This is a genomic window from Hoylesella pleuritidis (assembly GCF_963541955.1).
GTDB lineage: Bacteria > Bacteroidota > Bacteroidia > Bacteroidales > Bacteroidaceae > Prevotella > Prevotella pleuritidis.
The window spans coordinates 13,867-32,209 of the sequence record NZ_CAUTUT010000015.1 but is presented as its reverse complement, the minus strand read 5'-3'; the positions used below and the strand labels follow the sequence as shown (position 1 = coordinate 32,209).

Here is an 18,343-nt window from a genome sequence, read left to right as displayed (position 1 = left end):
TAAATGATTTTGTTTGTGAAACTCTCAATTATAAAGTTACCACCTCGCAATCAGTGAATCGGTTGCCCTCAATGGTCAAACGAACCAGCGTTCGGTCTTTATGCCAACCCTGAATACCTGCTGCTCCCGGGTTGATATGCAGCAAACGGAGGGTTTTGTCATACTGAATCTTCAAGATATGAGAGTGTCCGCAGACGAAGAGTTGCGGCGGAGCAGCATACAGTGTGCTCTGAATTGCAGGGTCGTAATGCCCCGGATAACCGCCGATATGCGTCATCAGCACGTCTATGTCTCCGCATTTCCAACGCAGTCGAGGCTTAAACATCAGTCTTAAATCGCCCCCGTCGCAATTGCCGTAGACGGCTTTGAGCGGGCGAAAGGCAGCCAACCGATCTGCCACTTCTGTCGAACCGATATCGCCGGCGTGCCAAATCTCGTCGCAAGGTTCTAAGTAATGCAGATACTTCTCGTCCCAATAACCGTGCGTATCGCTGATAATGCCTAATCTTTTCATTGTCGTTGCATTCGCTTTCGGATAAAATCAGCCAGATACCGAGCTGTTTCTTTGATGCCGAGCAGACTCGAATTGATACAGAGATCATACGAATCGCTGAAGCCCCAACGTTTACCCGTGTAATAATTATAATAAGAGGAGCGACCACTCTCAATCGAATTGACCAATCGTTCGGCTGTTTTTGCGTCGCAGGCGTGACGTTCGGCTATGCGTTCTATGCGTTTTTGTGTATCGGCTGTGATAAAAATATTCACCACATTGCGGTAATCGCGCAACACATAGTCGGCGCATCGCCCTACGAACACACACGGACCCGCATCGGCTGCCTTGCGAATTGCATCGCTCTGAAACTGAAACAAACTCTCCTGTGAGAACTTATCGTTGTAGAAGTTGGCGTCGGGCATATAAGGAATATGTATGTGGAAGCGCGACTTTAAGAATCCTTTATTTTCGTCGTTTTGCTCAAAGAACTTCTCACTAAAACCGCTTTCCTTGGCCGCTAAGTTAAGAAGCTCGCGGTCATAGAACTTACATGCGAACTCATCGGCCAACAATCGCGCAATGCTTCGGCCTCCGCTGCCGAGCTGTCGGCCCACATTAATGATTAAATTCTTGTCGTTCATCGGTCAACTGTTTATGTTGTCTATTGAATTTACGCATATATACGGTCATCATCGCTATTGCAACGCCGGCCGAAACAGTATCGGCCACCGGCATCGAGATCCAAACACCGTCTACGCCGAAATGTTTCGGCAGGATAATCAGCATCGGAATGAGAAATAAAAGTTGTCTGGACAGCGACAGAAACATACTGATGCGTGCCTTACCGATGCTCTGAAAGAAGTTGGTGATGACCATTTGGCAGCCCACAATGGGGAAACTCAGCATTACGATGCGTATTCCTCGGATAGACATTGCAATTAAAGTCTTGTCCGAAGTGAACAGTCTTGCACAAGGGTAAGGTGCTAACGTCGCCAGCAAAAAGCCGCTTGTCATCACCACCGTGCCTGCAATGACGCTTAGTTTGAGTACGCGCAACAGCCTGTCTAATTGTTGCGAACCGTAGTTGTAACCTGCAATCGGTTGCATTCCTTGATTGACTCCCATCGTGATCATCACGAAAATGAAAGCCACTTTGTTGGCAATGCCATAGGCGCCGACGGCCAAATCGCCGCCGTATTGCACCAGTCCGGTATTGATAAAAATAACAACGACACACGCACAAACGTTCATTGCAAAGGGAGACATACCGACCCCGATGATATTCCGCACCAAATCGCGTCGCAGTCGGAATGTTCCGCGTTTGAAATGGATGAGTTCGGCCTTGTTGCTGAATAGTTTCAGTTGCCACGTGAGCGCCACGGCTTGCGATAAAATGGTTGCATACGCCGCACCGCGAATGCCGAGTTCGAGTCCGAAAATGAACAACGGGTCGAGCACTGCATTGAAAGCGACGGTGAAAATGGTAGCAAACATAGCCTGTCGAGGCTTGCTTGCCGCCCGCAATACAGCGTTAAGACCGAAGTACATATGCGAGATTGCGTTACCGGCAAGAATCACTTCCATATAGTCTCGCGCATAAACGATGGTTTGGTCGCTTGCTCCGAAGAAGCGAAGAATAGGATTTAGGAAAAGGAGACACACCAATGTGAGTGACAATCCGATGATAAGATTCAGCGTAAACGTATTTCCTAAGATTCGCTGTGCAGTGGAATAGTCTTTCTGTCCTAACTTAACCGAAAGGCAGGTAGAGGCTCCAATGCCGATGGCTGCACCGAAAGCGCTCGTCAAATTCATAAAAGGGAATGTGATGGCAAGCCCTGAAATGGCCATCGCACCTACCCCCTGGCCGATGAAAATACTGTCCACCATATTATATAACGACGCTGCCGTCATCGCAATAATGGCCGGAATGGCATATTGCATCAGCAGTTTACCTACGGGTTTGGTGCCCAATTCCAAAGTCGCCTGTTTGTGATCCATTCCTGTTTTGATTACGCTGCAAATATAAACAAAATTTCTCAGACAGGCGTAATACCCCGGGAGAAACGTTCGGAAAACCGATTTAATATCGTAACTTTGCACAAATCAAAATACAAGAAAAGGAGAACGAATGACCGATAGGGAGCAAACCCCGCAACTGTCTTTATATGAACTCAATCAACTGGTACGTGAAACAATCGATGTCTCGATGCCAGATGAATATTGGGTAGAGGCCGAACTTGCCGAGGTAAGGGAAGTACGAGGGCATTGTTATATGGAGTTGGTGCAGAAAGATGTGTCGACTCATACACCCGTTGCCCGTGCTTCAGCCAAGTGCTGGCGGTCGCGCTGGATGCTGGTCGGCCCTTATTTCGAGCGGATGACGGGCCGACGGCTGTGTGCCGGACTGAAAGTGCTGCTGCGGGTGCACGCTGATTTCCACGAGGCTTACGGCTTTTCGTGGATTGTTACCGATATCGATCCGCGCTTTACAATGGGCGATTTGGCGCGCAGAAGACAAGAAATCATTCGTATTTTACGGCAGGAGGGAGTCTTGGAATTGCAGAAAGAATTATCGCTTCCTATGTTTACACAGCGCATTGCAGTGATTTCCAGCGAGAATGCAGCGGGCTATGGCGACTTCTGCAACCAACTTCTGCACAATGATTACGGGCTGCACTTTACCGCGCAATTGTTTTCTGCCGTGATGCAGGGTGAACAAGTGGAACGCAGTGTGATAGCGGCGCTCGACCGTATCAATGCCGATGCCGACGCGTTCGACGCAGTCGTGATCATCCGCGGAGGCGGAGCCACAAGCGAATTGAGCGGATTCGATACGTTAGAGCTGGCTGAAAACGTGGCCAACTTCCCGCTTCCGGTCATTACCGGCATCGGACACGAGCGCGATGAGAGCGTACTCGACCTCGTTGCTCATACGAGTGTGAAGACGCCTACGGCCGCAGCGACTTTTCTTATAGACCATTTGGCTACCGTGTTACAACGTATCGGCGAGGCGCAAGAGGCCGTGACACGCATTGTCGGACAGCGATTGGCAATCGAACGAATGCGTATTGACCGATTCGCAAGTGTTATCCCGATGCAGTTCTCGGTCGTAAAAACGAGTCGCGAAGCCCATCTTGACAATCTGTTTGCCACCCTTATTGCTGCTGTCCGACAGCATCTTGCTGCCGCCGAACATCGTCTTGCCGCTCTGTCCGCAGGCTTGCCGCCTGTTGCCGAACGACTTCTCACGGTCGAGCAGCATCGGATAGACCTGCTTGCACAGCGTGTCGAGGCCGTCGATCCTGTGCAATTGCTCAACCGTGGGTACAGTATCACCTTGCACAACGGTCGTTCCGTGCGCGATGCCCGCAGTCTTCGGTCGGGCGACGAGATAGAAACACGTGTGGCCCACGGCACGATATGGTCTGTCGTGAAATAAGAGAAACAAATCGAACGGATATGAAACAGAACATTAAATATGAAGATGCGGTACGCCGATTGGAAGATATCGTAACCCGAATGGAGAACAATGAGCTTGACATCGATACGCTCAGCGAGCAGCTGAAGACTGCTCAGCAGTTGATAAAACTATGCAAAGATAAGTTGATAAAGACCGATGCAGAAATCAAGAAATTATTAGGTAAAGGCGCGAATGCTCCTAAATGCTGAGACAAAGACTTGCAAACGAGTAGGGGCTCACATTTATTTCTTTATCTGAAAGATGAAAATGTATAAAGAGCAATCTCTGGTTGCAATCCCGGTATGTATGTCTTATCGAAAGGGAAAATATCGAGCAAAAACCAAAGGAATATCGCTTTGATTTTAAAAGGCCGTTAATCATCTTGCGAAAAGCCGTTAAACGTAGTGCAACTAACCGTTAATCGGCGTGCGTTTAACGGCTTTTTGCAAAGTGTATTGTAATTGCTTGAATCTTAAATCATTACAAAGCACATCGCATTCTTTTATATTTCCCGCGAATTATATTATCTTTGTACCATTGAAAAGACAAAAGATGATGGGAGAAAGACTGTTGGATTGGCAGCCGGATGAGAGTCAGCGCGAAGTAATCGACATACAGGGAGGTCAGCATTTGGTGCTGGCACCCCCGGGATGTGGAAAAACACAGATTCTGACGGAGCGCGTGAAGCGGGCTCGACAATGTGGAACGGCTTATGAAGATATGCTCTGTCTGACGTTCACCAACCGCGCGGCACGTGGAATGATGGAACGAATTCGTGCGCATATCGATGACGATGACATCGCGAAGCTGTATGTAGGGAACGTTCATCGATTCTGTTCGCGGTTTCTGTTTGAGAACAATGTCATCCCAGCCGAGTCTTCGGTAATCGACGATGACGATGCAATCAGCATTCTGGCACGCTTTCTCGATGAGGATGAAACGCAGGTGGCGGCTACTTATAAACGGTTGCACGACTATCACGATGTGGTTTTTCTCTCGCATTTGATGTATCAGGTGGCTCATCGTCATCCGCGAATGCTGCGGTTGCACACCGATTGTATCAATGCCGATGATATCGCGGCAATGCGCGAAATATGCCGTGTGCAACGAATGGAGTTTACTGCCGAAGTAATGACCGACATCTATATGCATACCGATTTCTATCTCGATGCTTTACGGGTGGAGGGCTATGATTATGGAATGAGGGCGGTTCTCGATGCACTTCTGCGTAAAATGAAACTCGCCAGGCAGTATGAACAATATAAAACAGACAACAAACTGGTAGATTTTGAAGACTTGCTACTGCTTACTTACGACACTTTAACGGGCGAACAGCAGCAGAACTTTCGTCGATTTTCGTGGATCCAGATAGACGAGGTGCAAGATTTGAACCCTTTGCAGCTGGCTATCGTCGATGCGATAACGGCCAACGATAATGCTACGGTGATGTTTCTCGGCGATGAACAGCAGGCCATCTTCTCCTTTATGGGTGCCAAACTCGATACGCTCGACGTGTTGCGGGAACGCTGCAAGGGGCGAATCCATCACCTTACAGTCAACCATCGGTCGCCGAAATACCTGCTCGACGTGCTGAATACATACGCATCGCAGGTGCTCCGAATCAATGCCGACCTGTTGCCGGAGGCTGATAACGAGGCGACTTGCAGAGAAGGTGAACTGAAATTGCTGTACAGTGACACCATAGATGCCGAATATCGCGATGTGGCTGCATTCGCCCGGCAGCTGCACGATAACTTTACGGAAGAGACAACGGCGATAATTGTCAGTTCAAACAGCGATGCCGAGTTGGTAAGCAGGGCGCTGCGAGACTTGGAGTTGCCGCATTTCAAAGTGTCGGGAATCGATCTTTTTTCTACCAATGAGGTTAAGTTGCTGCTTGCTCACCTCAATGTGTTGGCCAATGAACATAATTTTATCGCGTGGTCGAGGCTGGTCAAGGGTCTGAAAGTAGTGGAAACTAACAGTGCAGCACGTAATTTCGTCCGTTCGTGTCAGAACAACGGGCTGCTGCCTTCTGACTTTTTGCTTTACGAAGATGGGTCTTATGTGCAGGATTTTGTCCGAACTTGCACTGAAAAAGAGATCGTGGTATTCGACACCGAGACAACGGGGCTCAATGTTTTTACGGATGATATCGTGCAGATCGCAGCCGTCAAAATGCGTGAAGGACGGGTAGTGGAAGGTTCGGAGTTTGTTGTTTTTATAGCCACCGACCGCGAGATACCTTCTCATTTGGGCGACATTGTGAATCCGATTATCGAAGAACTGAAGCACAACAGGCAATATCCGCACGACGAAGCGCTGCAAATGTTTCTCGATTATGTAGGCGACGATGTCTTGTTGGGGCATAATGCGGACTATGATTACAACATACTCGATCGGAATCTGCGCCGCTATTGTCCGGGGATCGACCTGCACGAGCGTTTTCCTCAGTACTTCGACTCGCTGAAATTGATGCATCTTCTCGAGCCGGATTTAAAACAATACAAGTTGAAAGCCTTGTTGGAGATCTTTCATTTGCATGGAGAGAACTCGCATTTGGCCGATGCCGATGTCGAGGCAACGGCCAACGTCGTAGCTTATTGCTATGAACGGGCACGAGCTTTGCTGCCTGCTCAGCGTGCATTTATGGCTCGCGACCGCGTGAAAACTTGTGCAGAGCGGCTTAGACGTATTTATCGTGACTTGTTTCTCGATGCCCGTCGCCGGTTATATACATCTTGTGCAGAGGTCGACCGATTACCGTTGATAGCCGAACTGATGTGTTTTTATGATGCGCTTTTGGCCAATGGACTTGTCGAGAAAGTCGACGGTATCGGTTATATCGAGGCTTATCTCACGGAAGATGTCATCGATATGCACTGCGAAAATTCACTGATTGAACAGTTGGGCAGGCATATAATGGAAATCAATACACTGAAAGAGGCTGATCTTTGTAGCAGTTCCGTTATCCGAGATCGTGTTTTCGTAACCACAGTTCACAAGGCCAAAGGACTCGAATTCGATAATGTCATCGTCTTTGATGCTATTGACGGGCGTTATCCCAACTATTACAATCAGACGGATGAGGGGCTGTTGGCCGAAGATGCACGAAAGTTTTACGTAGCGATGTCGCGTTCGCGCAAGCGACTTTACATTTCACAGAGTCTGTCGCGAATCGACTATCACAATCAGCCTCGCCCCAATCAGCTTACTCGTTTTATGACACCCATCTTGCGATATTTCAGCTGATGAGGATTACTGAATGTTAAAGTGCACGCTGGATTTGCTCTGACGATAATAGGCTCTGATATTCGTGCAGGGAAAGATCGATACGTCTGCCGGCATCGATTCGATGGTGATGTCTGCCGGGAACAGGCTGTTGAATTTATGTTCTGATAAAAATCTTGTGCGAAACGCGCATTATTTCCTGAGTTATTTCGTACATTTGCAACTGGTATTTGATGTAAACCAAGATATGGAAAAGAGATTTTCAGCGGTCGTGATAACCGCAATGTTATGTTTGACAATGGTTGGACAGGGCCTGAAATTCCACAACGGGACATTTAAAATCGTACAGTTTACCGACCTTCATTATAAGACCAATACGCCCGCTTCTGACGCCGCACTGGCTTGTATGAATGAAATCATAAACCAAGAGATGCCTGATCTGATCGTCGTTACGGGCGATATTATTTATTCAAAGCCCGGGAATGAAGCGCTGCAAGAAGTCTTAGACTGTCTTTCGGCGCATAAAAGGCCTTTCGTTATGACGTTTGGCAACCACGACGGAGAACAAGGTGTGCCGCTCACTGCGCTTTATGACCAAATGCGGAAGGTGCCTTACAACATCCAACCCGACCGCAATGTGACTAAGACAATGGATTATGTGCTGCCTATCAAGTCGTCAAGCGGTACGCGAACAGCTGCTTTGGTGTATTGTTTCGACAGCCACAATCGCAGTGGAATGCCTGGTGTGAACGGTTATCAATGGTTAACATTCGACCAAATCGGGTGGTATCGCCGTCAGAGTGCAACTTACCGCTCGCAGAATAGCGGTCGCCCACTTCCGGCTTTGGCCTTTTTTCATGTCCCATTGCCTGAATTTAATATGGCCGTTGATAATCCTCAATGCATACTTTACGGTACTCGGATGGAACGGGCGTATACTCCTAACCTCAACTCGGGTATGTTTACGGCAATGAAAGAGTGCGGCGATGTGATGGGAATCTTCTGCGGTCACGATCACGATAACGATTATTCAGTCATTTATTATGACGTGTTACTGGCTCACGGGCGTTTTTCCGGGGGTAACACTGAGTATAACCATCTGCGCAACGGAGCCCGAGTCATTATCCTGAAAGAAGGAAAACGCAGCTTTGATACCTATATTCGCGAACGTGGTGGACGTCTCCTTAATTCCACGACTTATCCTAATAGTTATGTCAAAGACAATTGGAAGACACGTAAAGGAGAGTTAGCACCATAAGATTCGGAGGTTCCTTATATACCCGGTGATGAAAGGTATGGGAGGAGGTGTGCAGAAGTCCTATACTTCTCATCGTCTTCTCGTATACCTCTTATTTATTACAGTCTGGCAAAGAAAAACAACGAGATAAAAGTAAATATGAAGTGTATTGGCCGTATCGTAATGTTTAGAACGTCTTTACTTTCAGATTTCAGCAAAGTTTCGGAGTAGAACTCCGAAAAGAAAGGGAGAAATTATGTATTTTTCTTTAAAATGTTTGCGAATTTAAGATTCTTTATCTACCTTTGTCGCCGAATTTGTGTCTATATGATTCATTTTTCTCTCTCGGAAGAGTCAGATGGGTGTAGGATCTGAATAAGAGAGTATAATGGTAAAAAGAGCAAGATATAACAGCAATGCTGTACGAAGAAATGTTGATTTCTCCGTGCTTTTTAACGTTTTGTATTTGGTTGTTTCAGGAAAAAGTGTTATATACAACAGGCGTAACTTTACATTATTATATTCGCGCATATGCACGCGAAAACATTAAGAATACCCCGTAAGCAAAGAGCTTGTAAAAGTTATCTTTGTTCGGGGACTTTTATGTCTTTTCTCAAATTCGAGAAATAAAATAAGAACAAATATTTATTAAAAAATAAAGGCGATGAAAGAAAATCAAGTAAGTAGAATGGCTTATCACAAGCCAAGGATTGAAGCTTTCTATGTGAAAACAGAAAGTCATTTGTTGGAAACCTCCTATCCAGGAGATCATCAGCCGGGAGTACACAAGCCGGGTCCTGGTGAGGAAGAAGAAGCTAAAAGGAATTCTTTCTTTGGAAGTGAAGAAGAAATAGAGAATGTTTGGTAGGATTAAATATGTTATAAAATATTCACGGATAATGAAAACAAAAGTTTTATCATATGTTGCCGTCTTCGTTCTGCTGGCAGTTATGGCAGGGTGTTCAAATGGTGATGCAGTCTTGAACACAGAAAAAGAAACAGCAGCAAATAAGGAGAATGTAGATTTGACCGCTTTCGCTTCTGCTGATGCCTCCAACACACGTACGTCGTTGGACTATCATTCTGGAGCTTTCTTTTGGGAAGACGGTGACCATATCTATGTAAAAGATGATGGCAACGGCTTTAAAAAGAGCAGTAACTCTGTCTCAGGAACCCGACAAGCACATTTCAAGTTTATGATGCCGGGCACTTACGCATCAAATAGTTACACGGTCTATTATCCCGGAGCGGACGGCGTCAATGACCAAGTGACTATCGCAGCCCAACAGACACAGACAGAGCCCAATAACACCAAGCACTTCGGTAAAGCCGGCGACTGTGGATTGGGAAAAGCAATCAAGAATGCAAATGGGCAATTTGATTTCACACTTGAGCATAAGGCATCGTATCTGTGTTTCCTGCCTTCTACAAGCCATACGCTTGTCAGCACCTATATTACGAAAATTGAAGTTAGTTCCGACAATAATATTGCCGGCAGCTACACACTCGATGCCGCCGGTAATAAACTCACTGGTTCAGGAAGCGAAAAGACCATCACGCTCACAACAAAGGGGAGTGGTGACTATGCTGATGGTTTTCCTCTGAATAAAAATAATACCTCTCTTGTCACCAACAGAGCATTTATGGTGATTGCTCCCGGTTATCATAAGCTCACCGTGAAGTATTATATAAGAGATGTTCAGACTAACGTCGAAGGGGTTATTGTCAAAAAGCTTAAAGCATTCAATTATGTAGCAAGAGAGTATTACGACATTGCATCGAAACTGGATGTAAAAGTCTGTGATGATAAATATTATATGTGGGATGCTCAAGATGAATATTGGGCGGGACATAAAGCGGCACAGCCTAAGAAAAACGGTGTACAAAGTAGTGGTTATCCAGAAGCCTCGGATGCAAATCGCTGGTATAGTCAAGTAAGCCATCCTACTGCCGCTTCTAAATCGGCAAAGTTTTGCCCCAACGTCAACGAGTGCATTTGGTATTGCCTGAAAGGCGATCCGCATTGGGACAATACCACCCTGTGGACGACCTGGAGGCACCTTTATGTTGGTGGAATGTGGTTTAAGAAGGCGAGTGTTATTGCTTCTGAAAATGGGAAAGCAAATGCAGCTGAACTCAAAAAAGCAGATCCACTGGGTCGTGATTTAGCTACTAAGAGGCTTTATATAACACCACCCAATAATAATTATATCACTCATCAAACTCCTGCCAACACCGGCAACTATTTCTTCCTCCCTGCTGCGGGATATTATAGCAATGGCAAGTTGAAAGACTTTGGAACGCACGGCCGCTATTGGAGCTGCACTCCCGAGCCTTTCTTCAGTGGGCGTGCGTATTATCTCTACTTTTACAATGGTGACGTTGTTGTAGGCAATATCTATGAGCGTGACGGCGGTTTCCAAGTATGGCGCACAGAGTAGTCCTTACAAATTACGTGAGTGCGATGAATTTATTAACGTATGGGACATCGTATTTCAAGAACATCCGATTTGTATACAAATCGGATGTCTCTTTTACTGTAGCAGAATCGTTTAAGAACTCAGCGTATCGGGCTGTAACGGAAGCGGCAAAGCGACAACCTTTATCAACAGTGGAAGTGCGCGGATTGTGGATACTGCTATCTTCGGACCCCAAACGCCAATGAATACTGCCGTACTACACTATAGTAAGTAGACGAGTGAACGAGTAGACAAGTAGTGAACAAGTAAATTCTTGTCAGCTTGTTCACTCGTTTACTTATTAAGAATCTCCTGGCAAAGCATATACCCCTTGATCATCATCCGCGGAATGTGGAACGGACCTTTAAAGATGTTACCCTTGGCAGGCTGTGCCACGGTTCCGTCGCGATGGAGATAACCGAACCATTCGCCGTATTCCGCATCGGGAAGATGGCTGTATGTCCAGTCGCTGATCTGCTTGTGGATATGCAGATAGCGCTCTTCGCCGCTGGCGAGATAGGCATAGAGCGACGCGATGATCGTCTCGGTCTGAGGCCACCAGAATTTCATGTCCTGCGAATAGTCTTGCGGCGGTAGGTTGCGACAGTCTCGGAAGTTGATGATTCCGCCGTATTCCGCATCCCAACCCCAGTCCCACGACCAGTCGAAAATCTGCAAACCGAGCTGTTTGAGATCATTGTCCCAACCGCGCGCACGGGCTTCTTCGAGGATAAACCACGATGTTTCGATGCAATGACCGGGATTGATTACGCGCCCGTTACAGGTATCGATGAATTCACCCTGCGGTCCGACTGTTTCCAAAAGAGCTTTAAATTCGGGATGGATGAAATACTTCTGCAGCGCATCCAGTGACTCATCGATCTGTGCTTTGAGCATCGGATCATCCTGTGCAGCCCTCAATCGCGAGGCGGTGTTGATGAGTATCATCGTAAGCGAGTGTCCCTGACACGCCAAGGCGGGCAGATACTTCGGTTCGAGAAGTCCCGGTGTGTTCTTGTATCGCAGTATGAGTCGGAATAGGTCGAGTGCACGTTCCGCGTAACTCTTATCTCTCGATGCGATGGAATACTCCGACATCGCGATAGCTGCAAAGCATTCGGAGAAGAGATAACGGCGCATTCGCAGCGGAGTGCCGTCTGCCGTCACTTCGAAATACATTCTTCCGTTCTCATCGCAGCAATGGTCGGTGATGAAATCAATACAACTCTTGGAGGCTTCGAGCCATTCTGCGCGCCGCTCAATGTTGTTATAGGCAAAAGCGGTAATAAATCCGAAGCGGCCCTGAAACCACACCGATTTAGTCGAATCCATTAAAGTTCCGTCACGATCCACGCAGGTATAGACGCCGCCGAACTTGCGATCGAGTCCGTGTTCGAGCCAAAACGGCAAGATGTTGTTTACTAAATCGCTTCGATAAGAGGCTGACCAATCGGTCAAATACTGTTTGATGTCCATAGTAAACCTGTTAAAACACATTACAACGATCAAAGAATCTGATCTCTTCTAACTCTTTCCGCATCTGTCGTTCTTCGTCGTCGGTCATATTACGGAAAGGTGTTCGGTTCGGACCTAAGTCGAAACCGATGAGCTTCATAATGCGTTTTCCGCCCACGATGTTACCCCGATAGCGGCAGATCACGTTGATGACGGCCTGTGCAAAGTCTTGTTTTTCACGGGCTGTAGCAATGTCTCCGCGATTCCAGGCATCGATAATGCCCACCAATTCGCGTCCGTTATAATTGGTGGTACCGCCTATTCCGCCTTTGGCTCCACCTTGTGCGAGACTCGGAAGGATAGTTTCGTCTTGCCCGTGAAGCATATCAAACTTGTTATCCTGATACAAACGACATTGGTTATACTCGTAAAGACTCTCATAAGTATATTTGATTCCGGCAAAGTTAGGTATGCGTCCGTCCACTGCTTTCAGCAAATCGAGCATCGGAAGAAAGGCTCCGTTGAAAGCTGGAATATGATAATAATAAAAAGGAAGATTTGGAGCTGCCGAGGCAATAGCCTCGCAATATTCAACAAGTTCTTGTATTCTGCCGATTCGAGGGAATGGAGGTGCCATCGCACCGATGCCCCAAGCACCGATCTTCTGCGCGTGTTCGGCCAGCTGCCGGCTCTCGCGCAGACAGCAACTACCCACGTGTACGATCACTTTAAACCCTTCTGGAGCCACCGAAACCCATCGTTCGGCCAGTTGCATACGTTCTTGCGGGGTGAGCATATAGCCTTCACCGGAAGATCCGTTGATGAAAACTCCCTTCAAACCATTTTTAACCAGCATTGCGGCATAGGCCTCGATGGGTTGTAAATTGACATCTCCGTTGGGATGAAACGGAGTAAACGGGGCATCTATCAGACCGATAATCTTTTCCATATCTATTGTTTTTTTTTGTGTTGTTTACTGCATATTATCTGTCGTGGGACGAAGGAATATCAATTGTAATGCCAAGGCCAGTGCCACGACTGCACCCAAAAGGGCAAATCCCAAACCTAAATTGCCGCCGTCGCTCCACGCTCCCAATACCTGGGTTACAGCTGCTCCGGCAAACACGCCCGTCATATTCATCACGCCATAGGCCGTAGCACGATAACGAGCGGAGACGAACTGGCAGAGGATCGGCATATTATTGGCATCAAAAATACCGTAACCTACACCGAAACAGAGCCCTGCTCCTACAATGGCAACGATATGATGGCCCAGTCCTAAGAGTAGAAGTGCGGGGATAGTCATTCCCAGTCCGATTGCACTTGTATAGATTCGGCCGCGCAGGTTATGCTGAACCCAACGGTCGGAAAGTATTCCACCTATGATGACTCCGATAAATGAAGACACGGCAATAGTGATTGTAGACAACGGACCGGCATCGGCCATCGGGATATTGAGGCTTGATGAAAATAGCGTCGGCAGCCAGTTTTTCGTCGCCCAACCCGGAAGACTGGGAGCGGCAAAGTAAAACAGAATGATCCAAAACGCCCAGTTAGACAGTACCACGCCGAGTCCTTTGAAGACATTGAAACTTAACGGCCGGCTCGTTTGCGGCTTTTTGTCTGATGAAAGATGGTCTTTCGGCTTCTCATTCAGCGTTAACAGCAAGACGAAAGAGTATAAAATGCCGACGATTCCGAACCAATGAAAGGTAGAATGCCACGAAAACAGTGCGGCAACTGTGGCTCCGAAACCACCGATTGCTTGCCCGACATAGAGGCCAGTCATATGGATTCCCACTGCCAGCGACCGTGATTTGCCTTCGTGCCAATCGGCAATGAGCGACAAGGCAGACGGTATATACAGTGCTTCACTGATGCCCATAAAGGCCCGAAGCCAGTAAAGTTCGTGGAAAGTAGTGGCATATCCCATCAGGAATGTTACTGCCGACCATACAAACAAACTGCCGATGACGAGCCATTTACGACTCACCCGGTCGGCGATGATTCCCGCAAAAGGACTCACTATACCATAAATCCATAGGAAAACAGCCATCAATGCGCCGAAAGCTTCGGCCCGATTGAGCTCTGCAATATCTGCTTTCATTGCTTCCTGCATTGTCGACAGCATCTGCCTGTCCATATAGTTAAGGAGCGCAACGACCCAAAGCAGCGCTACAACAATCCACGGGTAAGATTTAGTTATCTTCATCAAGGGTAGCTATTAGTGTTTATTAATGGCTACAAAATTAATCATTTATTTTAATAAATACAGGGGGTTAATGGCTAAATAATTTAAAAATGTGTGGTGAACGGATACCGGGTTTCAATTCTCCGCCGATAAGATAGACTGCATTTTCAAACCAAACAAGGGCTGCCCCGGCACGAGCCGTAACCTGACTGCGGCCTACTAAGCGCCATTCTCCATAGTCATAGAGCAGAATATCGGGGTTGAAACAATACCATTCTGCGGGATGTCGCAAATAGTCGGGCTGTGGATTGTTGAGCGCTTGCAGGAAGATGTCTCGATGAACGCCGCCTACTACAAGTGTCTCTCCTGTTGGGAGTCCCACCGATGCGGCACCGCCGAGGAAGATGGGAGCACCGGTTTTGTCCGTCGGAATAGGCTCCTGACTCCACGTCCCGTCATCGGTCGTGATGGCACAGCCCTCTAAGGAAAGTGTGGCAGGAGCTTTATCGGTGCGCGGATTGAAGCCGCCCCAAATACAAAAGGCGATGTCGTCTACGGCGCCCGACACGGGTTGTACCCGCGGATTGCCCGGAAATGCCGTGCAATGAACCCATCCGTGCTTTACGTTTTGCAGGTCGAGACGCAACACCCGACTACCGGGAATTCCGTCGCAGTTGCCGCCTCCTACATAGATATATCGTCCTACGCGACATCCCGTCATATTATCCATTGTACAGGGAAGTTCCGGCCACGCATCAATGACAGCCTTTTCGTTTTCCATCCGAATATGAAGGACCGTGCGCAAAGCTCCTGATGCGTTGCAGCCTCCGATGCAAACGACACCGTTTTCTAATGTAACAGACACACCGTAAGCGGTTTCGGTTGGCAGTTCTCCTACCTTTTTCCAGTTTAAGCTATCGTCTTTTACAAGGCGGGCAGCATAAATTCCGCGATAAAATCGTTTCTTCCCACCGTCGGCTGCAGGTACTTCGGGGAAGTTGCAGCCGCCGGCCATCAACAATCTATGCCCTATCGCCCCTGCGAAACACGCTGAGACACCCTGTTCGATACCTCGTTCACCCGCAGGAAAACCATACACTCGCCGAACGGAAAATAGTTCTTCGGCATTGCTTTCGATACCCATTAAAAGGGCAAAAACCAATAATAGCAGTCCTTTCATTTATAAATATTATCTTGTTAGAGTCTCCATCGGCTTCTCCTAAGGATAAAGAGAAAGACGGAAAAATGTTTGTTTGTCAATCTACTGATGCTTTCACTCTCCTTTTTAAGGGAGAGAGGACGGGTAAGGGACTATTTCTTCCGTAAATGTTGATGCCGGAAGACCTTTTTCATTTACTAAATTCGCTCGTGTAAAAGGTTGCCAACCATAACGTACTGCACAAGGATGAGACACCCGATCGCTACTTATTTCCACTTGATTGCCCACAATCCGCGCCTCGGCGGGCACATAGAGACCCTCTGTTCCGGCCACTTCAAAACCACGAAGTACACCATCTTTTGCCCGCAATCCGACTGCATTGTCAAACGAGAGAATCAGTTTTACGCCGTCATTCACGACATTTCGGAGCACAGGGCCTTCTGAAACGACTGCGTGTCGATACGAGTGGCGTAGCGCCTGCAATGCCAATCGCTCGCCGACAGGCCTTTTATGGCGGTAATGCACATTGAGAGAATCGCCCAAATCGCTCGTTACCGTCATCCAAGTGTCACGCAATTTCAGGCTCAATTGCCGCTGACTCTCCCGAAAAGCGGGCCAAGACGGGCGATTTAAGCGAGACAGTTGCACAAAGTAAAACGGCAATCGAGAGTCTCTGAAATATGCTCGCCAGCTCGCTTCAAGCATCGGAAAAAGACGGGAATGCAGTTCTGCATTGTGTGCATTCGACTCTCCCTGATACCAAATTACGCCTTTCACGGCATAATGATCGAGCGGAAGGATGCCCGACTCGAACATATAAGCAGGCTGATAGGGGTGCCGTTGCAATCGGTTCTTTGTATTTTTGATATTCAGCAGCGCTCGATTGCGTGCCCATTGCTGCCCATAGTCGCCGTGATACCAGTCGTTGAGGATAGCGGGAAACTGCCATTCTAATGTCGAACGATCAATCCAGGCTTCGGTGGTGGTACCTCCTACGGCATTGCAGATCAGTCCGATGGGTATCTGCAAACTGTCGGCCAACACGCGGCCGAAGTGGTAAGCCACAGCCGAAAACTTGCGGGCATTCTGCGTATTGCACCTTTGCCACGGACCTTTATTCAACAGTCGGAGACTGTTTATATTCGTCAGTGTTACCGAATCCCACACAACGGCATCGGTGGGATAATGTGTAGACATATTAAATAGGTGTAAATTCGGATGCCGGTCGGCTGATTTGATATCTTCATCTACCGTAGCACACCGTGCCAGAGTGAACTCCATATTCGACTGTCCCGAGCAAAGCCATACGTCGCCCACCCACACATCACGGATAATTCGTTGCTGCTTGCCGGCCGAAATCATTATCGAATAAGGACCGCCGGCTGCTTTTTGCGGGAATGTTACGCACCATTTGCCGTCGGGCGAGACCTTTATTGTTTGTTCTTGCTTATCAAACTGCACTTTGACAACGGTTCCCGCATTGGCTTGACCATTGAAACAGATGGGGCGTTCGCGCTGAATCACCATCCCGTCAGTGTAAAGCGGCGAGAGCTGAAGCCCTCCGAAGTTGCCTGTAAGATTGCTGTAAATCGTTCGAGCTATTATCTCTGCTCCCTCGGCATTAGGATGAAGAGCATCCGGAAAAAGGTCGGGGCGATTGTATAAAGGTGCATTCAGGTCGATCAATCCTACGTTGGCCGTGGCTGCAATGCGCCTGATGCACTGCTGAATAGCTGCGAACCAGTCGCGTGTTCCACTCTGAAAACGCGGGTGTCGGTCGCCGATGGGTGTCATCAAGCATATCCAAATCCGTGCGTTCGGGTTCGATACGCGAAACGAATCAATAAGTGTGCGATAGTCGCGAATAAATTCCGAACCGTAATTCGGCCAGTTTCGTGGGTCGGTATCATTCAATCCGAGATGGATTACCACCCAATCGGCCTTGAATTTCAGGGCTTCCCGAAATTCGGGCAACCGCATATAAGGTTTATGTCCACGTCTAAGCAGTGTGGCACCAGGATGTCCGAAGTTGCTCACCTCATAGCGATCTCCGAGCATTTGCTGTAGTCTGACGGGATAAGCCTGTGTCTTTCGGTCGGCCAATCCTGATCCATAAGTGACGCTGTTACCTACACACGCCACTCTTATCACCTGTTTTCCCCATCCTGTGACAGTCAGTGCGGTCAGGAGAAACAGCAAAAGAGTCGTCCTTTTCATCTTAGTTTATTCTTTGTATCTTATAATGGGTTTCCCGTTGGGTATTCGTCGGACAAAGATAATATATTTCCTGCAATTCCAAGAATCTCTTTGAAAGGTTTGACAAACTTCATCCGCTACGCGAATGCGATACTGACCGTATTCACAACGGTACAAATCGGTCTGTACACTCTTTCCATCCGCATAGCGGATGCACTATTGATAGGGCACTGTTGGGAGCGAAGCGAACAACGGTGCCTGGCTGGGCGTTATTTCATTCAACGCTATAAGCGTTGCGCTGTTTTATACTTCGAAATCCAAAAGAAAATCATTTATTTGAATTTTCTATATTAAACATACAGTTAATTCAACCTAAATCACTAAATTTGCCAAGCGAATCAAAATCTGGTAAGCCATCATTTGCGTAGCAAATGCGCTGTTAACAGGGCACCGACG

General features: G+C 47.6%; 14 protein-coding genes. 6 read left to right on the top strand and 8 right to left on the bottom strand.

Annotated features, from left to right (window positions below; translation table 11 throughout):
- Positions 1-28: 28 nt before the first annotated feature.
- From RWY97_RS07475 to RWY97_RS07465, 3 genes are read right to left on the bottom strand one after another with little or no spacing between them, the layout of a single operon-like run.
- Complete coding sequence (locus RWY97_RS07475) at positions 29-514, bottom strand: metallophosphoesterase family protein (RefSeq protein WP_315566423.1); 486 nt, start codon at positions 512-514, stop codon at positions 29-31.
- Positions 511-1,137 (bottom strand): cytidylate kinase-like family protein, encoded by a 627-nt coding sequence (locus RWY97_RS07470; protein WP_315566422.1) that lies wholly within the window; start codon positions 1,135-1,137, stop codon positions 511-513. Before RWY97_RS07470 ends, RWY97_RS07475 begins: the two co-directional genes overlap by 4 nt.
- Positions 1,112-2,497, bottom strand: a complete 1,386-nt coding sequence (locus RWY97_RS07465) for an MATE family efflux transporter (RefSeq protein ID WP_315566420.1) — start codon at positions 2,495-2,497, stop codon at positions 1,112-1,114. The genes RWY97_RS07470 and RWY97_RS07465 overlap by 26 nt, the downstream gene beginning before the upstream one ends.
- Positions 2,498-2,627: 130 nt before the next feature.
- Between RWY97_RS07465 and xseA the strand changes: the two genes are divergently transcribed.
- The 6 genes from xseA (at position 2,628) to RWY97_RS07435 (ending at position 10,868) form a co-directional block, all read left to right on the top strand.
- Positions 2,628-3,938 (top strand): exodeoxyribonuclease VII large subunit, encoded by a 1,311-nt coding sequence (gene xseA / locus RWY97_RS07460; RefSeq protein WP_315566418.1) that lies wholly within the window; start codon positions 2,628-2,630, stop codon positions 3,936-3,938.
- 20 nt (positions 3,939-3,958) lie between these two features.
- On the top strand, positions 3,959-4,168 hold the full coding sequence (xseB, locus tag RWY97_RS07455; RefSeq protein WP_024992181.1) for an exodeoxyribonuclease VII small subunit: 210 nt from the start codon (positions 3,959-3,961) through the stop codon (positions 4,166-4,168).
- Positions 4,169-4,511: 343 nt separating this feature from the next.
- Entirely contained in the window at positions 4,512-7,211 is a 2,700-nt protein-coding gene (locus RWY97_RS07450; RefSeq protein WP_315566417.1) for a 3'-5' exonuclease, read from the top strand.
- Positions 7,212-7,437: 226 nt separating this feature from the next.
- Positions 7,438-8,448, top strand: a complete 1,011-nt coding sequence (locus tag RWY97_RS07445; protein WP_315566415.1) for a metallophosphoesterase family protein — start codon at positions 7,438-7,440, stop codon at positions 8,446-8,448.
- A 643-nt stretch (positions 8,449-9,091) separates the two neighbouring features.
- On the top strand, positions 9,092-9,295 hold the full coding sequence (locus RWY97_RS07440) for a hypothetical protein (protein ID WP_039875757.1): 204 nt from the start codon (positions 9,092-9,094) through the stop codon (positions 9,293-9,295).
- Between the two features lie 31 nt (positions 9,296-9,326).
- Positions 9,327-10,868, top strand: coding sequence for an Lcl C-terminal domain-containing protein (locus RWY97_RS07435; protein ID WP_315566413.1), 1,542 nt, complete (start codon positions 9,327-9,329; stop codon positions 10,866-10,868).
- A gap of 312 nt (positions 10,869-11,180) precedes the next feature.
- Here the strand turns inward: RWY97_RS07435 and RWY97_RS07430 are convergent, their stop codons facing one another.
- The 5 genes from RWY97_RS07430 to RWY97_RS07410 form a co-directional block, all read right to left on the bottom strand.
- Positions 11,181-12,362 carry an AGE family epimerase/isomerase gene (locus tag RWY97_RS07430; protein WP_315566411.1) on the bottom strand — a complete coding sequence of 394 codons (1,182 nt, stop codon included), beginning with the start codon at positions 12,360-12,362 and terminating at the stop codon, positions 11,181-11,183.
- A gap of 10 nt (positions 12,363-12,372) precedes the next feature.
- Positions 12,373-13,290: a dihydrodipicolinate synthase family protein gene (locus tag RWY97_RS07425; protein ID WP_021583189.1), complete on the bottom strand. Its 918-nt coding sequence runs from the start codon at positions 13,288-13,290 to the stop codon at positions 12,373-12,375.
- A gap of 24 nt (positions 13,291-13,314) precedes the next feature.
- Positions 13,315-14,553, bottom strand: a complete 1,239-nt coding sequence (locus RWY97_RS07420) for an MFS transporter (RefSeq protein WP_315566409.1) — start codon at positions 14,551-14,553, stop codon at positions 13,315-13,317.
- Between the two features lie 67 nt (positions 14,554-14,620).
- A complete protein-coding gene (locus RWY97_RS07415; RefSeq protein WP_315566408.1) occupies positions 14,621-15,712 on the bottom strand; it encodes a cyclically-permuted mutarotase family protein in 1,092 nt (363 codons plus the stop codon).
- Positions 15,713-15,817: 105 nt separating this feature from the next.
- Positions 15,818-17,908: a GDSL-type esterase/lipase family protein gene (locus RWY97_RS07410; RefSeq protein ID WP_315566406.1), complete on the bottom strand. Its 2,091-nt coding sequence runs from the start codon at positions 17,906-17,908 to the stop codon at positions 15,818-15,820.
- Positions 17,909-18,343 lie beyond the last annotated feature (435 nt).

Bases quoted from the DNA above. Each gene is read 5' to 3' on its own strand.
- RWY97_RS07475 (WP_315566423.1), bottom strand. From the start codon at position 514: ATGAAAAGATTAGGCATTATCAGCGATACGCACGGTTATTGGGACGAG.
- RWY97_RS07470 (WP_315566422.1), bottom strand. From the start codon at position 1,137: ATGAACGACAAGAATTTAATCATTAATGTGGGCCGACAGCTCGGCAGC.
- RWY97_RS07465 (WP_315566420.1), bottom strand. From the start codon at position 2,497: ATGGATCACAAACAGGCGACTTTGGAATTGGGCACCAAACCCGTAGGT.
- xseA (WP_315566418.1), top strand. From the start codon at position 2,628: ATGACCGATAGGGAGCAAACCCCGCAACTGTCTTTATATGAACTCAAT.
- xseB (WP_024992181.1), top strand. From the start codon at position 3,959: ATGAAACAGAACATTAAATATGAAGATGCGGTACGCCGATTGGAAGAT.
- RWY97_RS07450 (WP_315566417.1), top strand. From the start codon at position 4,512: ATGATGGGAGAAAGACTGTTGGATTGGCAGCCGGATGAGAGTCAGCGC.
- RWY97_RS07445 (WP_315566415.1), top strand. From the start codon at position 7,438: ATGGAAAAGAGATTTTCAGCGGTCGTGATAACCGCAATGTTATGTTTG.
- RWY97_RS07440 (WP_039875757.1), top strand. From the start codon at position 9,092: ATGAAAGAAAATCAAGTAAGTAGAATGGCTTATCACAAGCCAAGGATT.
- RWY97_RS07435 (WP_315566413.1), top strand. From the start codon at position 9,327: ATGAAAACAAAAGTTTTATCATATGTTGCCGTCTTCGTTCTGCTGGCA.
- RWY97_RS07430 (WP_315566411.1), bottom strand. From the start codon at position 12,362: ATGGACATCAAACAGTATTTGACCGATTGGTCAGCCTCTTATCGAAGC.
- RWY97_RS07425 (WP_021583189.1), bottom strand. From the start codon at position 13,290: ATGGAAAAGATTATCGGTCTGATAGATGCCCCGTTTACTCCGTTTCAT.
- RWY97_RS07420 (WP_315566409.1), bottom strand. From the start codon at position 14,553: ATGAAGATAACTAAATCTTACCCGTGGATTGTTGTAGCGCTGCTTTGG.
- RWY97_RS07415 (WP_315566408.1), bottom strand. From the start codon at position 15,712: ATGAAAGGACTGCTATTATTGGTTTTTGCCCTTTTAATGGGTATCGAA.
- RWY97_RS07410 (WP_315566406.1), bottom strand. From the start codon at position 17,908: ATGAAAAGGACGACTCTTTTGCTGTTTCTCCTGACCGCACTGACTGTC.